The sequence below is a fragment of the Citrobacter rodentium NBRC 105723 = DSM 16636 genome (assembly GCF_021278985.1).
Lineage (GTDB): Bacteria > Pseudomonadota > Gammaproteobacteria > Enterobacterales > Enterobacteriaceae > Citrobacter_A > Citrobacter_A rodentium.
On record NZ_CP082833.1, the window covers coordinates 3,271,364 to 3,287,748 of the forward strand.

Genomic DNA, 16,385 nt, shown 5'->3' on the forward strand with positions numbered 1-16,385 from the left:
ATGATCGACGTAAAAAACCTGAATCTGGCCTTTGGCGCGGGTGAAAAGCGCAATCAGGTGCTGTATGACGTGACCTTTCACGTGCAGCCTGGGGAGATTTACGGACTGGTGGGCGAGTCCGGCTCCGGTAAAACGACGGTGCTGAAGTGTCTGGCGGGGCTGTTTACCCACTGGCAGGGGGCGTTGACGATCGATGGCAGCGCGCTGGAACACCGGATCGGCCGCGAGCGCTGTCGACGGGTGCAGATGGTCTTTCAGGACCCGTATGGTTCGCTGCATCCGCGTCATACCATCGGCGATATTCTTGAAGAACCGCTGCTGATCCACGGCATTGCCGATCGCGATCGGCGAGTGAACGGCCTGCTGGATAAGGTGGGGCTGAACCGGGCGTTTCGTGAACGCTATCCGCATCAGCTCTCCGGTGGTCAGCGTCAGCGTGTGGCCATCGCCAGGGCGCTGATTCTGCAACCACAGGTGCTGCTGCTTGATGAGCCAACGTCTGCGCTGGACGTGTCGGTACAGGCGGAGATCCTTAACCTGCTGGCGGAACTCCAACAGGAGGCAAAGCTGACCTATCTGATGGTGACCCATGACCTCGGCGTGATCGCCCATCTCTGCCAGAAGGTCGCGGTGATGCAGCATGGGAAAATCCTCGAAACGTTGACCACCGACGCGCTGGTTAACGGTGAGGCACAGAGCGACTACACCCGAATGTTGATCGACGGCAGCCAGCGATACTCACGCGACATGGCGCGGGAGGTGGCGGCCTGGTGATGCCGTGCGGTCGCGCGCAGGCCCGATAAGCGTAGCGTTATCGGGCGACAGGCGTTAACGCAACAGCGGACAATCCGGCGGCAGCCGACAGCGTAGCGCGCCGGGAAGGATTTTAATATGAAACGCCTGCCCGCTCAGCGGTTCGCCGTCCAGATTAAAAGTGATGTCATGAGGGGCGCGGATCTCAAACCAGGATGAGGCGCCATCAATAATATTCGGGTTTTCTTCCTGCGGCTTCAGGGTGGAAAACAGCGCAGGCAGGATCTCTTCGCCGGTAAAAATCCGCAGTTGCAGCAGACCGTCATTGATCAACGCGTCAGGGCAGAGCTGCTGCCCGCCGCCCGCCTGACGACCGTTGCCGATGCCGATCACCAGCGCGTCGCCCTGCCAGTGAAAATTCTCGCCGCGGATTTCACAGCGGTCGGGTTTCAGGGTATCCATGCGCATCAGACCATGAATGATATACGACACGCCCCCTAGCGCCGCCTTGAGCTTTTCCGGCGTTTCGGTGGTGATCCGCGTACCGAAACCGCCGGTGGCCATGTTGATGAAGCAGGTTTCGTCGTTCACTTTCACCATATCTATGGCGATGGCGTTACCGGCAATCGCCAGTTTCAGCGCTTTATCCAGCGCCTCGGGGATACCCGCGCTGGTGGCGAAATCATTGGCCGTGCCGAGCGGCAGAATGCCCATCGCCGGGATTTCATTGCCTTCGCAATGAATCAGTGCCGTCGAGACTTCATTGATTGTCCCGTCGCCGCCACCGGCGATGACCGTTTCCACGCCCAGACGGCGGGCTTCTTCAACATAGCGCTGAGCGTCGCCTTTTTCCCAGGTTACGCGCACGTGTATTTCCACGCCTTCGTCGCGAAGTAGCCCAATCGCTTCGCGAAGCGTTGGATTATCAGCACTTTTACCATTCAGAATCAGTAAGCTGGCGGGAAAATGAGCCATCCTTATTTGCCTTTTTAATGAGAGTTAATGGCAGTTTAGCAGGCGGAGCAAGAAGAGCGTACAAATTAGGAAGAATGGTGAGGGGAAAACGGCGCAGGCGACAGGCGAAGGGCTTAGCGAAAAATATCCCCCTTCGGGCGGGAAGGGGGAGAAGAGGATCAGGCGTTGGCGTCCACAACATCCCGAATGCGCTGATCGATATTATGCATATTCTCAATCGGCCCGAGATCATTAATGCCTTTGCGGTATATCCTGCCGTCAGGCGCGCGGTGCATCGAGACTTTTGCCAGCGCCCATTTTGCCTGCGGATAAACGCCGCGTGCCAGGCAAATAAACGTATAATTCATACCGGCAACCACCTGACATTTACACAACACGGGAATGTATTTTACCCCGTCAAGATTTTCCATACCTTTGGCGAATATCTCTTTTTCTTCTTCATTGACCCCGTGATAATCAGACCAGCCGCCGACGACATTATCAGCACTGCTGCTATTGCCAGCCTTCAGACTATTGATTGCGAACATGGCTTCATGGCGCAGGAACTGGAAGTTAGTGCAGTGTGGATGACCGATATAAACTTTCGGCACCGAAACAATAAGCGGCGTATAACCCGTCCATGTTTTGGTTTCAAATTTATCGAAAGTATAGGTTAAGACCATTGTAGGGCCACTACAAACTACGGAGTTGACTTTCGCATTGGCCGCGAAGTCTTTCAGTACGGCGAGAACACAATAATCATTAAATACTTCTGGCGTGACATACTTGCGCGAGCCGCCAATATTGGCTATGCCAAAATATTTGCAAAACGTTTCGTAACTTTCAATAAGAAGATATTTCCCGCTTTGCGGAATGTCGACGTCATTACGAATAAAGTGTCCGTTATATTCTTTGAAAGGAACATGCTGATAATTCATAATAAACTCCTTGTCTTTTATTTTCGATGAAAAGCTAAACTGTTTAATCAGGGTGAAAAAATATATTTGAATGTTACCGTTTGGTTTTAATTAATCTAGCATCGTTGCAATCAGGTGATGTGATTTAAATCACATTAACATGTTAATTTTAATTAAGAATGTAAAATAACATTTCAGATAAGTTATTTACTTAATTGACATTTATTGGTTACTTTAATCTTATTCATGACATGAATGTAATATTTTGGGTAAACGTTTTATTGTGGGGATAACGAGCGAAAAGAAATAACGGGAAGGGACAAAAAAATAAGCCTGCGTAAGGGAGATTACGCAGGCCAAGGAGGTGGTTCCTGGTACAGCTAGCATTTATGGGTTATGTTTTTCAGCAGTCCGGATAATACCCTTAATGGACGAAGCGGTATGTGATCAATTTCGAAGAATTATCCGGAGATGAAAAAATCACCCTGATTAACTATTTACCGTGCGGATTACGCGTGGATTCACCGGAAAAATTGCGCATTAACAGCGCATAATCCAGCGTAAGATCCTGCGGAACAGGGATCCATACGGTATACCCGTCGCCAGGTGCGACCGGCATCGGCTCGCCTTTACCGCTTTCCATCTGTTCCAGAGTGAAATTGACGTTGCCCTGCGGCGTCATCAGCTCAAGGCTGTCGCCAACAGAGAATTTGTTCTTCACCGCAACGGCAGCTAAATCGCCTTTACGCTCGCCGGTAAATTCGCCGACAAACTGCTGACGTTCAGAGACGGAATAACCGTATTCGTAGTTCTGATAATCATCATGCGTGTGACGACGCAGGAATCCTTCGGTGTAACCGCGGTGCGCCAGCCCTTCCAGCGTTTCCAGCAGCTGCGGATCGAACGGCTTGCCGGCGGCGGCGTCGTCAATGGCTTTCCGGTACACCTGCGCGGTGCGCGCGCAATAGTAGAAGGATTTGGTGCGGCCTTCGATCTTCAGCGAGTGGACGCCCATACGGGTCAGACGCTCGACGTGGGCGATAGCGCGCAGATCTTTGGAGTTCATGATATAGGTGCCGTGTTCATCTTCAAACGCGGTCATGTATTCGCCCGGTCGCTGGGCTTCTTCAATCATAAACACTTTATCGGTAGGCGCGCCGATACCCAGCGTCGGTTCAACGTTGTGTACCGGAATCGGTTCGTATTTGTGAACGATATTGCCGACCGCATCTTCTTTGCCTTCCTGAACGTTATACTCCCAGCGGCAGGCGTTGGTGCAGGTGCCCTGGTTCGGATCGCGTTTATTGATATAGCCAGAGAGCAGGCAGCGGCCGGAGTAGGCCATGCATAGCGCGCCATGAACGAAAATCTCGATTTCCATTTCCGGCACCTGATGGCGGATCTCCTCAATTTCTTCCAGCGACAGTTCGCGGGAGAGGATGACGCGGGTCAGCCCCATCTGCTGCCAGAATTTCACCGTTGCCCAGTTGACGGCGTTGGCCTGCACGGAGAGGTGAATCGGCATATCGGGGAAATTTTCCCGCACCAGCATGATAAGCCCGGGGTCAGACATAATCAGGGCGTCCGGCCCCATTTCCACTACCGGTCTGAGGTCGCGAATAAAGGTTTTCAGCTTTGCGTTATGCGGCGCGATGTTCACAACCACGTAGAATTTTTTGCCAAGCGCATGGGCTTCATTGATGCCGAGCTGCAGATTTTCGTGGTTGAATTCATTATTGCGCACGCGCAGGGAGTAGCGCGGCTGGCCCGCATACACGGCGTCAGCGCCATAGGCGAAAGCGTAACGCATGTTTTTCAGCGTTCCCGCCGGGGAAAGGAGTTCCGGTTTAAACATAGTGTTCTCGTTCTGATGACAGGTCAGATCCGCTTCACCTGATGAAGCTGCAGGAGGAGTGTCCTCACATTAAGGGCGGGCATTGTAGCGCCGCAGAGAAGGCAGGTAAAGTAAAGGGAAACGCCTTATCTGCTAAGCGCAGCGCCATCAGGCAGGCGGTATTTATTCACCAACGCGAAGATAATGTCCGTCCGCGGTAACGTTCATACCAAAACCGCAGCCCGTCACATCATCGGTTTTGGCGTCAATGGTTTCAGGAGAGAAGGTTAAAGAAATATCGCAATGGAGATAATCGCCTTCGCGAATGGTCACGATGGCTTTATTGTCTTTTATCGTGACCCTTTCCGAGAATTCACCCATATTGGGGCCGCTGTACAGCCCCATTAAGCCCATGTAGTAACCCTGAAAATCGATCTGGTAATCCGCTTTTTTTGCCGCCGGTCTGACCTGCAGGACATTCCATGAGGCCAGACCGGCATAACGCCAGTACTCGCCCACCGGGCCAGATTGCGAAAGGGCGGCAAGTTTGTCTTTGATAAGGCCAAGATTATAAACGGATTTTTCATCATCCGGTCTGAGCATCAGCCAGGCGCGCGCTTTTCGCCACTCACCCTGGCGAATCCAGGTGAGCGCCACATTGTTATAAGCCGTGGCGATAAGCTTGTCATCCAGGCCACAGTTTTCGCTCCACGCGACCTGTTGCAAAAAGGCTTCGCGCGCTTTGCCGTAGTTTTTCGCTTTATAGAACGTTTCGCCCTGGCTTGCCCAGGTCGGGATCTTTGCGCAATCCGCCTCCAGCTGTTCGTCGGAGAATTCCGCACGGGCCATGCCTGAAACCAGTGCGAGTAACAAGGCGTAATGTCGTCTATCCATGACAATGTTTTCCTGAAAAAATAGGGGTTAAGCCATTCTGCAGGCGTCCGCTTCCCAGCGGTAGCCCACGCCGTATACCGCGCGGATAAATGACTGTTCTTCATCCAGCGCTTCCAGTTTGCGGCGCAGGTTTTTGATATGGCTGTCGATAGTGCGATCGGTCACCACCCGGTAATCGTCGTACAGATGATTAAGCAATTGTTCGCGGGAAAATACCTTTCCCGGCTCGTGGGAGAGGGTTTTTAACAGGCGGAATTCGGCGGGAGTCAGGTCAAGCATTTTACCGCGCCAGGAGGCCTGAAAACGGCCTTCGTCCACGATAAGCGGGCTTTCGGCGTCCATCTGTTGTAGCTCGCGCTGCGGCTTACAGCGGCGCAGGATAGTCTTCACGCGGGCGACCACTTCACGCGGGCTGTACGGCTTGCAGATATAATCATCCGCGCCGATCTCCAGCCCCAGCAGACGGTCGATCTCTTCGATTTTTGCGGTGACCATCACAATCGGCACTTCGGAGAAACGGCGAATTTCGCGGCACAGGGTCAGGCCATCGGTGCCCGGCAGCATCAGGTCGAGCAGGATCAGGTCCGGCGGCGTCTGGCGGACCCAGGGCAGCACCCGATCGCCGTGGTCAATCAGCGTCGGGGCGTAGCTTGCGGCGCGCAGATAGTCGATAAGTAACTGCCCCAGCTTGGGTTCATCTTCCACGATTAAAATACGCGGCGTGTTTTCATCAATGGGTAACTCAGTCATACATCTCTCTGTATATCGCGTTCCAGCGGAAACTCTACTGTAATGCTTACCCCGCCAAAAGGCGAATGGGCAGCGTGGATGCGGCCATTATGCGCCTCAACGATATTGACGCAAATCGCCAGCCCCAGTCCGGAACCGCCGCTGGCGCGGTTGCGGGAGCCTTCGGTACGGTAAAAGCGTTCGAATAATTTTTGCAGCTGCTCGTCGCTGACGCCCGGCGCGGAATCGGCAAAGGTCAGCAGCACCCGTTTGTCGCGCTGTTCGGCGCTGATGTGCAACCCGCCGCCGCTGTCGGTGTAGCGCAGGCTGTTTTCCAGCAGGTTATTGAATAGCTGCATCAGGCGGTCGCCATCGCCAAACAGGCGAATGCTGTCCGGCAGGGAAAGTTGCAAAGTCAGGCCGCGGCTGGCGAAGCGCTCGCGAAAAGCGCCGCCCGCCACTTCCAGCAGCGGGATTAAGTCCACGGAGGTTTTTTGATAGGCCAGCGCGCCTTCGTCGGACATGGAAAGCTGATGCAGATCGTCCACCAGCTTGGTCAGGGTCGCCACTTCAGCCTGTAAGGAGGCAACCGACTCCGGCGTGAACTGACGCACGCCGTCCTGAATGGCCTCCAGCTCGCCGCGTAATACCGCCAGTGGCGTGCGCAGCTCATGGGAGATATCGGCCATAAAGTCGCGGCGCATCTGCTGGTTCTTCTCCAGCGTACTGGCGAGCTGGTTGAAGTCCTGCGCCAGTTTACCCAGCTCATCGGCGCTGGTGGCGGTCACCCGGGTAGTGAAATCGCCCGCCGCCAGCTTATGTGTACCCTCCACCAGACGTTTCACCGGCGCCAGCAGCCCCCGCGCCAGCGGGAAGGTCGCCAGCGCCGCAAGCAGGGTGGCGAGCGCGACGATAAGCCAGCTGGTTCGTCGCTGCTGCCTGTCGAAGTTAATATCGGTATTGCGCGTCAGACGCTCGACCGGGGAGGCGATCACCGCGCCGACCTCAACGCCGTTGACCCGAATGGGCCGCCGCGAGCCGTCGTGCGGCACCGGGCCGCGCGGCCCGACCAGCACCTTCTCATGCTGATCGACGACCCAGAACTGGGTGCGCCAGCCGTGCGGCGGCATACCGGGGCCGGGCCTGTCGTCATCTTTGTCATGCTCGAACGAGCGGAGGATCTGAAATACGAAGCGGTCGTTATTGCGCAAAAAAAGCCAGTTGCCGTGCAGGGCGTACTGCTCGCCCAGCGCATCGCCGAGCATGGTCAGCCGCTGTTCGTTGCCGTGCTTGATATAGTCGATAAACCCACGCTCAAAGCTGATGCGCACCGCCCAATGCATACTGATCAGCAGCACGATGCAGGTCGCGAAAATCGCCAGAAACAGCTTGCCGGTAATGCCGGGCCGCCACAGTTTCATCGGGTTCTCCTTTTGCGTCGCGCAATGACGACATTTTTGTGCGTATCGGCAGGAACGCGGGCGAAGATAAGCGCCGGCAGCGCGATAATAAGGGCCATGCACAGCCAGGTATACATAAAGACGGTATGCGTGGCGCCGCTGTCGGTCGCGATATGCTGCTGGCCGAACATCCCTAACAGCAGACCGGCGACGGTGACGCCGATACTCATGGAAAGCTGCATAATCATCGACAGCAGGCTGTTGCCGCTGCTGGCGAGATCGTCAGGCAGATCTTTCAGCGTCAGCGTGTTCATTGACGAAAAGCGCGTTGAGTTAATCATTCCCTGCAACAGCAGGACAAAAGGCAGCAGGTAATACCAGCCAAGCAGGGCGGTGGACATAAACAGCAGCGTCACCAGCGCCAGGCCGAGGGTGGTGCTGACCAGCACCCGGCGATAGCCGAAACGGTTGACCACCTGCACCACGATGCGTTTCATCCCCATGCTGCCGAGCACCATCGGGATCATCATCAGCCCGGCGTGAAAGGGCGAGAAACCGAGGCCAATCTGCAAAAAGACCGGGGTCATAAAGGGCAGCATACCGCTGCCGACGCGCCCGGCGAAACTGCCCAGCAGCCCCAGCGAGAAGGTGCGGGTGTGAAACAGATTCAGGCTGAACAGGGCGCGGGGATTGTTTCTTGCATGGTTGAGATACAGCAGAATCGCCGCGATGCCGCAGGCGACCAGCGCGCCGAGGGCGATGTGCGACAAGCCCATGCCTTTACTGCCGTCCAGCGCGATGGTCAGCAGCGCCATACCGGCGGCCAGCAGCAGAAATCCGGAGAGATCGAAACGCCGGGTCTGCATGGTGTAGTTGGGCATCAGCATCAGGGTGGCGATTGCGCCGACGATGCCCACCGGCAGGTTAATCAGGAATATCCAGTGCCAGGAAGCATACTCCACAAGGATGCCGCCCAGCGCCGGGCCGAGCAGCGGACCGACCTGACCGGGCAGCGTCACAAAGGTCATCGCCGCCATATACTGCTCGCGCGGAACAATCTTCATGACCGTCAACCTGCCGACCGGCACCATCATCGCGCCGCCGACGCCCTGTAGCACGCGCGCCATCACCAGCTCATTCAGCGTGCCGGACCAGGCGCAAAACAGCGAACCGAGGGTGAATAGCACAATGGCGGTAAAAAAGATATTGCGCACGCCGACCCGGTCCGCCAGCCAGCCGCTGGCGGGCAGCATCACCGCCACGGTCAGCACATACGACACAATCACCATATGCATATGCAGCGGGCTTTCCCCGAGGCTTTTCGCCATGGAGGGAAGCGCGGTATTCACAATCGTGGTATCCAGCGACTGCATAAAAAAGCCGAATGCCACAATCCACAGTTGCCAGCGGGTGCTGTTAGAGAGTTCAGTCATCGTTCAGTAACAGGGTTAGCCTTACTGCGTGAAAAACGCAGTCGCAGACGGTCAAAAAAGAGATACACCACCGGCGTGGTATAGAGCGTTAACAGCTGGCTCACCACCAGGCCGCCGACTATCGTTATCCCCAGCGGCTGGCGCAGTTCGGAGCCGTCGCCGCCGGAAAGCACCAGCGGCAGCGCGCCAAAAAGCGCGGCCAGGGTGGTCATCATTATGGGTCGAAAGCGCAGCAGGCAGGCCTGAAAAATCGCCTGCTCCGGCGTGAGCGCGCCGTTCCTTTGCGCCTCCAGGGCAAAATCGACCATCATAATGGCGTTTTTCTTCACGATACCTATTAATAGCATGATCCCGATGAGCGCGATAAGGCTGAACGGGGCGTTGAAAATTTCCAGCGCCAGCAGCGCCCCCACGCCCGCCGAGGGCAGGGTGGAGAGGATCGTGAGCGGATGCACATAGCTTTCATACAGAATCCCGAGCACGATATAGACCGTGGCGATCGCGGCGATAATCAGAATCAACTGCGAATTCATGGTCTCCTGGAACACCTGCGCGGTCCCGGCGAAGCTGCCGCGCACCGTCGACGGCACGCCAAGCTGCGTCATTGCGCGGTCAATGGCTGCGCTGGCTTCGGAGAGCGATGAGCCGGTGGGCAGGTTAAAGGAGACTGTTGAGGCCGCCGACAGTCCCTGGTGATTCACCGACAGCGGCGCGTTCGCTGGCTGCCATTTCGCAAAGTAAGAGAGCGGAATCGCCTTGCCGTCGCTGTTAATCACGAACATTTTTTCCAGCGCGCTGATGTCCTGGGTGTAGCGCGGATCGACCTCCATCACCACTTTGTACTGGTTCATCGGCTGGTAAATGGTCGAGATTTGCCGCTGACCGAAGGCGTTGTTTAACAGGCTGTTGGCGGCCTGCACGTCAATGCCCAGCCGCGACATGGTTTCACGATCGTAGACCAGGTTCATCTCCGCGCCGTTGTCCTGCTGGTCCGAGTTGACGTCCGCCAGCTGCGGCAGGGCGGCAAGCGCCTTGCGGATCTTCGGCTCCCATTCGCGCAGCGCCGCCAGATCGTCAGAGAGCAGCGTGTACTGGTAGCTGGCGTTCGACTGTCGCCCACCGACGCGAATATCCTGCACCGCCATCAGAAACAGGTTCGCGCCCGGCTCTTTCGCCAGCTTCACGCGCAGGCGGTCGATCACCTGCTGCGCGCTGGCCTGGCGCTCGTCGCGAGATTTCAGGGTGATAAACATCATCCCGCTGTTGACCCGCGAACCGCCGGTAAAGCCGGTTACGTTATTCACCGCCGGATCGTCGCGGATAATCTTCATAAAATCCTCAAGCTTGCCGCGCATCGCCTGGAAGGAAATGCTCTGATCGGCCTGAATCCCGCCCATCAGCACGCCGGTATCCTGCTCCGGGAAGAAGGTTTTCGGGATCGCGATATAAAGCCAGACGTTGAGGGCGATGGTGCCGAGCAGCACCACGCCCACCAGACGGGTGTGCTGTAATACCCATTTGAGCGACCTGCCGTAGCCCTGCTGTAGCGCGACCAGCATCCGGCCAAAACCGCGCAGCCGTTTCTGTTCACGCGGCCTGCTGGATTTAAGCATCCAGCCGCACATCATGGGGGTTAAGGTCAGCGACACCAGCAGCGAAATGCCAATCGCTACCGACAGCGTGACGGCGAATTCGCGCAGTAAACGCCCCGGTAAACCGCCCATCAGCAGAAGCGGTAAAAATACCGCCACCAGCGACAGGCTCATCGACAGGACGGTAAAGCCGACCTCACGCGTCCCCTGTAGCGCCGCCTGGAGCGGCTTCATTCCGGCTTCCAGATGACGCGAGATATTTTCCAGCACCACGATGGCGTCGTCGACGACAAAGCCGGTGGCGATGGTCAGCGCCATCAGCGACAGGTTGTTCAGGCTAAAGCCGCACAGGTACATCGCCGCAAAGGTGCCGATCAGCGATACGGGCACCGCCACGGCGGGGATCAGCGTCGCGCGACCCGAACGCAGGAACAGAAAGACCACCAGTATCACCAGCGCCACCGAGATCACCAGCGTCTGCTCCACTTCTTCCAGCGAGGCGCGGATAGTCGGCGAACGATCCTGGGCTATTTGCAGATCGATGGCGGCAGGAATCGCGGCGCGCAGTTCCGGCAGCTTCGCCCGGATGCTGTCCACCGTCTGGATAATATTCGCCTCCGGCAGCTTGCGGATCATCAGCAAAATCGCCGGTTTTGCGTTGGTCATCCCGGCGTTGCGCACGTCCTGCACCGAATCGCTCACCGTTGCGACGTCGCTCAGGCGCACCGCGCCGCCGTTGTGATAGTGAACGATCAGCGGCTGGTACTCCGCCGCCGTTTTCAGTTCGTCGTTCGTCTGAAGCTGCCAGCGATGCGTATTATCTTCCAGCGCTCCCTGCGGTTTGCGCACGTTGGCGTTGCTGATGGCGGTGCGCACGTCGTCAAGCGATACCCCCTGGTTAAACAGCGCCTGCGGATTGAGTCCCACGCGCACCGCGGGCAGCGAACTGCCGCCCACGTCAACGTCGCCGACGCCGTCGATTTGCGCGATAGTCTGCGCCAGCTGGGTGGAGGCGAAGTCGTACAGTTCGCCCTGCGACCAGGAGTCCGAAGTCAGGGTCAGGATCATGATCGGCGCGTCGGAGGGGTTAGCTTTACGCCAGGTCGGACGGTTCGGCATCCCGCTCGGCAGTAGGCTTTGCGCGGCGTTAATCGCCGCCTGCACGTCCCGTGCCGCGCCGTTGATATCGCGATCGAAATTAAACTGCAGGATGATCCGCGTGCTGCCCAGCGAACTGCTTGAGGTCATTTCGCTGACTCCGGCGATACGGCCCAGCGAACGCTCCAGCGGCGTCGCCACCGATGAGGCCATCGTTTCCGGCGATGCGCCAGGCAGCGACGCGCTGACCATAATCACCGGAAAATCCACCTGCGGCAGCGGGGCGACGGGCAGCAGGCGAAAGCCCAGCACGCCGCATAAGGTGATGGCGAGAGATATCAGAATCGTCGCCACCGGGCGGTAGATGAAGAGAGCGAAAAACTTCATCTACGCCTCCTCATGCTGGCGTGGGAAGCGGCTTTTTACATACCCCGCCAGCCGGTCGAACAGCAGATAAATCACCGGCGTGGTGAACAGCGTCAGCACCTGGCTCACCAGCAGGCCGCCGACCATGCCGATCCCCAGCGGCCTGCGCAGCTCCGCGCCGACGCCGGTGCTGAGCATCAGCGGCAGCGCGCCGAGCAGCGCCGCCAGGGTGGTCATCAGGATTGGGCGAAAACGCAGTAAACAGGCCTGGAAAATCGCCTCGCGCGGCGCCATCCCCTGTTCGCGCTCGGCGGCGAGGGCGAAGTCAATCATCATAATGGCGTTTTTCTTGACGATGCCAATCAGCAAAATAATGCCGATAATGGCGATCACGTCCAGTTCGCTACCGGCGATCATCAGCGCCAGCAGCGCCCCGACGCCCGCGGTCGGCAGGGTGGAAAGAATGGTAATCGGGTGGATAAAGCTCTCATAAAGCACGCCGAGCACGATGTACATCGCCACCACCGCCGCGACAATCAGCCATACCGTACTGCCCAGCGCCGCCTGGAAGGCGAGGGTGCTGCCCTGGAACTGAGTGGTGATATCGCCTGGCAGGTTCAGCGTTTTTTCGGCGTCGAGAATCGCCTGTACCGCATCGCCCAGCGAATAGCCGTCCGGAACGTTAAACGAAATGGTCGTCACCGGGAACTGATCCAGATGGTTGATGGAAAGCGGGGCAAAACGCTGCTCCACTTTCGCGATAGCGCTCAGCGGCACCATCCCGCCGTCGCTACTGGTGAGGCGAATGGAGTCAAGCGCCGCCAGCCCCGGCGTGTTTTCGGTGTCATGCTCCAGCACCACCCGGTACTGATTGGCCTGGGTGTAGATGGTCGAGATCAGCCGCTGGCCGAAGGCGTTATACAGGGCGTTATCAACGTCCGCCATGCTGATGCCCAGACGGCTGGCGCTGTCGCGATCGACATTCACATACGCCACCAGACCTTTATCCTGCCAGTCGCTGCTGACGTCGGAAAGTTGCGGCAGCTGTTGCAGTTTATCCATCAGCCGCGGCACCTGGTTACTGAGGGCCTCCAGCGAGGTCGCCTGTAGCGTGAACTGATACTGGGTGCGGCTGACCTGGGTGTCGATGGTCAGATCCTGCGTCGGCTGCAGGTACAGATCGACACCGGGCACGCGCGCCACCGCCTGTTGCAGGCGGGCAATGACTTTCTGCACCCGATCGTCGCGGTCGTCAAGCGGCTTCAGATTGATTTGCAGCCGCGCGCTGTTCAGCGACGGGTTAGTGCCGTCGACGCCGACAAACGCCGTCAGGCTCGCCACCGCCGGGTCTTTGAGGATCACATCCGACACCTGCCGCTGGCGCAGGGCCATACTGGCGAATGAACTGGACTGCGGCGCCTGTAAGGTGCCCTGAATAATGCCGTTATCCTGCACCGGGAAGAAGCCTTTCGGGATGAAGATCCACAGCATCACGCTTAACAGCAGGGTGCCCAGCGCCACGCTGAGCGTCAGCCACGGGTGGTTAAGCACCTTCGCCAGCCAGCGGCCATACCCGGCAATCACCCGCTCAAAAAGGCGCTCCGAGGCGCGGGAGAAGCGGTTCTGTTTGCGAAGGGATTCCTGGCTGAGCATTCTGGCGCACATCATCGGCGTCAGCGTCAGCGACACCACGGCGGAGATCAGTATCGCCACCGCCAGCGTAATGGCGAATTCGCGGAACAGGCGTCCGACGATATCGCCCATAAACAGCAGCGGGATCAGGACCGCAATCAGCGAGAAGGTGAGGGAGATAATGGTAAAGCCGATCTCGCCGGCGCCTTTCAGCGCGGCAGCCAGCGGTTTTTCCCCTTTTTCGATGTAGCGCGAGATGTTTTCAATCACCACGATCGCGTCATCCACCACAAAGCCGGTCGCGATGGTCAGCGCCATCAGCGTCAGGTTGTTAATGGAGAAGTCGAGAAACACCATCACCGCAAAGGTGCCTACCAGCGACAGCGGAACGGCGACGCCGGGTATGATGGTGGCGGGGACGTTGCGCAGGAACAGGTAGATAATCATCACCACCAGCGCGATAGCCAGCATCAGCTCAAACTGGGTGTCAGTCACCGAGGCGCGAATATTGGTGGTGCGGTCGGACAGCACGGTGACGTTAACCGATTTCGGCAGGCTCTCTTTTAGCTGCGGCAGCATTTTGTGAATGCTGTCCGCGGTGGCGATAATGTTCGCGCCGGGCTGGCGCTGCACGTTCATCACTATCGCCTGCTCTTTGTTCGCCCATGCGCCGAGCCAGCTGTTTTCCGCCCCCTGGACGACGGTGGCGACATCGCCCAGGCGCACCGGCGCGCCGTTCTGGTATGCGATAATAAGCTGGCGATACTCATCGGCGGACATCATCTGGTCGTTGGCGGAGAGCGTGACCGCGCGCTGCGGACCGTCAAGGCTGCCTTTGGCGGAGTTGACGTTGGCGCCGGTGATGGCGGTGCGCACCGTTTCGCTGGTCAGCCCCAGCGCGGCGATTGCCTGCGCGTTGAGCCTGACCCGCACCGCCGGGCGCTGTCCGCCCGAGAGCGTGACCAGCCCGACCCCGGAGACCTGTGAAATTTTCTGCGCCACGCGGGTTTCCACCATATCCTGGACCTGGGTCATCGGCATAGCGCTGGAGGTGACGGCGAGGGTCATGATTGGCGGATCCGCCGGGTTCACTTTGCTGTAAACCGGCGGATTAGGCAGATCGCCCGGCAGCAGGTTCGTGGCGGCGTTTATTGCCGCCTGCACTTCCTGTTCGGCAACGTCCAGCGGCAGGGTGAGCTGGAACTGGAGCGTCACCAGCGACGCGCCGCCGGAGCTTTGCGACGACATCTGCTTCAGACCGGACATCTGGCCGAACTGCCGCTCCAGCGGCGCGGTCACCGCCGAGGTCATCACGTCCGGACTGGCCCCCGGATAGAGCGTCACCACCTGAATGGTGGGGTAATCCACCTCCGGCAGCGCGGAGACGGGCAGGAAGCGATAGCCGATAATCCCGGCGAGCAGGATCGCCACCATCAGCAGAGTGGTGGCGACAGGGCGCATAATAAACAGACGCGACGGGCCGCCGGTGCTGCCCGGAGGTAACACTTGCATCAGGAACGCGCTCCTTTCTGAGCGTATCCGCGGGTCGCGCCTTTGGTTTCGCTCGTCGCTTCGGTTTGCGCTTCCACGACCTCCACTTTCGCCCCTTCGGTCAGGCGGTCGATGCCGTCGGTAACGACGCGGTCGCCAGCGGAAATCCCGGCGCTGATCACCACTTTTTGACTGTCCTGAATCCCGATTTTCACCAGATGTTTACTGACTTTATTCTCTTCATTCAGCACCCAGACGAAGTGGCCTTCGTTGCCCATCTGCAGGGCGGCGGAGGGGATCACCACCGCGTTCTGTTCGGTGTCCACCAGCATTCGGGCGTTAACAAACTGGTTCGGGAACAGCGTGTCATCCTCGTTATTAAAGCGGGCTTTTACTTTGATGGTGCCGGTGGTGGCGTCGATCTGGTTATCGAGGCTCAACAGTACGCCTTCGCTCAGCTTCCGTGAATTGGTGCGATCCCAGGCTTCCACCGCCAGCGGCTTGCCGGTTTTTTTCGCCTGCATCACCGTGGCGATGTCGTTTTCCGGCAGGGTGAAAATCAAATCAATCGGATGGGTCTGGGTGATCACCACAATGCCGGTGGTGTCGCCGCTGGAAATCTGGTTGCCAATATCCACCTGTTTCAGCCCCACGCGACCGTCTACCGGCGCGGTAATACGGCTCCAGTCGAGCTGTAGCTGCGCGCTGGCGACGCTGGCCTCGTCGGCTTTTATTGTGCCTTCGGTTTCACTGACCAGCGCCTGCTGGGCGTCCAGCTCCTGGCGGGAAACGAGATTGCTTTTGACCAGCTGCTGATAGCGGGCCAGATCGCGACGGGCGTTGGCCAGCGTGGCTTTGTCTTTCGCCAGCTGTCCCTGCGCCTGGGCGAGCGCAACCTTAAACTGGCTGGGGTCGATCTCGGCGAGCAGATCCCCCGCTTTAACCTGCTGGCCCTCTGCGAAGTGCAGCGCCAGCAGCTGTCCGTCAACGCGACTGCGGACCGTGACGGTATTCGCCGCGGTAATTGTTCCCAGTCCGCTGAGATAACGGGGCACCGCCTGTTCGCTGGCGGTGGCCGCCTGTACCGGCGCCAATGGACCGGCGCGCATACCGCGACGACCGGCGCCCGCAGGCGCTTTCGCCTGCCCGGTTGCCCCGGGCGCCGCGCTCTGCGGTTCGCTGCGGCTCTGCCAGAACCAGACTGCGGCGATGGCCGCTACGACCACCACAATGGCTAACACCCAGCGGGATTTGTTACTGCCTTTCATTGTTTTGAGTTTCTCATCCTGAAA

The 16,385-nt window shown here is 58.2% G+C and carries 11 protein-coding genes; 1 reads left to right on the forward strand and 10 read right to left on the reverse strand.

What is annotated here, in order from left to right; translation table 11 throughout:
• Nucleotides 1-774 carry an ABC transporter ATP-binding protein gene (locus tag K7R23_RS15360; RefSeq protein ID WP_012906419.1) on the forward strand — a complete coding sequence of 258 codons (774 nt, stop codon included), beginning with the start codon at nt 1-3 and terminating at the stop codon, nt 772-774.
• Between the two features lie 54 nt (nt 775-828).
• On the opposite strand, the gene yegS is transcribed toward K7R23_RS15360, so the two are convergent.
• The 10 genes from yegS to K7R23_RS15410 all read right to left on the reverse strand — a co-directional run bounded on the left by yegS (nt 829) and on the right by K7R23_RS15410 (nt 16,361).
• Nucleotides 829-1,728, reverse strand: a complete 900-nt coding sequence (gene yegS, locus K7R23_RS15365; RefSeq protein ID WP_012906418.1) for a lipid kinase YegS — start codon at nt 1,726-1,728, stop codon at nt 829-831.
• A gap of 158 nt (nt 1,729-1,886) precedes the next feature.
• On the reverse strand, nt 1,887-2,645 hold the full coding sequence (locus tag K7R23_RS15370) for a hypothetical protein (RefSeq protein WP_012906417.1): 759 nt from the start codon (nt 2,643-2,645) through the stop codon (nt 1,887-1,889).
• Between the two features lie 472 nt (nt 2,646-3,117).
• Nucleotides 3,118-4,479, reverse strand: coding sequence for a prephenate-dependent tRNA uridine(34) hydroxylase TrhP (trhP, locus tag K7R23_RS15375; RefSeq protein WP_012906416.1), 1,362 nt, complete (start codon nt 4,477-4,479; stop codon nt 3,118-3,120).
• 162 nt (nt 4,480-4,641) lie between these two features.
• Nucleotides 4,642-5,352, reverse strand: a complete 711-nt coding sequence (locus K7R23_RS15380) for a tetratricopeptide repeat protein (protein ID WP_012906415.1) — start codon at nt 5,350-5,352, stop codon at nt 4,642-4,644.
• 27 nt (nt 5,353-5,379) lie between these two features.
• On the reverse strand, nt 5,380-6,102 hold the full coding sequence (baeR, locus tag K7R23_RS15385) for an envelope stress response regulator BaeR (RefSeq protein WP_012906414.1): 723 nt from the start codon (nt 6,100-6,102) through the stop codon (nt 5,380-5,382).
• Nucleotides 6,099-7,502, reverse strand: a complete 1,404-nt coding sequence (baeS, locus tag K7R23_RS15390) for an envelope stress sensor histidine kinase BaeS (protein ID WP_012906413.1) — start codon at nt 7,500-7,502, stop codon at nt 6,099-6,101. The genes baeR and baeS overlap by 4 nt, the downstream gene beginning before the upstream one ends.
• Complete coding sequence (mdtD, locus tag K7R23_RS15395; protein ID WP_012906412.1) at nt 7,499-8,914, reverse strand: MFS transporter; 1,416 nt, start codon at nt 8,912-8,914, stop codon at nt 7,499-7,501. Before mdtD ends, baeS begins: the two co-directional genes overlap by 4 nt.
• Complete coding sequence (gene mdtC / locus K7R23_RS15400) at nt 8,911-11,991, reverse strand: multidrug efflux RND transporter permease subunit MdtC (protein ID WP_012906411.1); 3,081 nt, start codon at nt 11,989-11,991, stop codon at nt 8,911-8,913. Before mdtC ends, mdtD begins: the two co-directional genes overlap by 4 nt.
• Entirely contained in the window at nt 11,992-15,114 is a 3,123-nt protein-coding gene (locus K7R23_RS15405) for an MdtB/MuxB family multidrug efflux RND transporter permease subunit (RefSeq protein ID WP_012906410.1), read from the reverse strand.
• Nucleotides 15,114-16,361 (reverse strand): MdtA/MuxA family multidrug efflux RND transporter periplasmic adaptor subunit, encoded by a 1,248-nt coding sequence (locus K7R23_RS15410; RefSeq protein WP_012906409.1) that lies wholly within the window; start codon nt 16,359-16,361, stop codon nt 15,114-15,116. Before K7R23_RS15410 ends, K7R23_RS15405 begins: the two co-directional genes overlap by 1 nt.
• Nucleotides 16,362-16,385 lie beyond the last annotated feature (24 nt).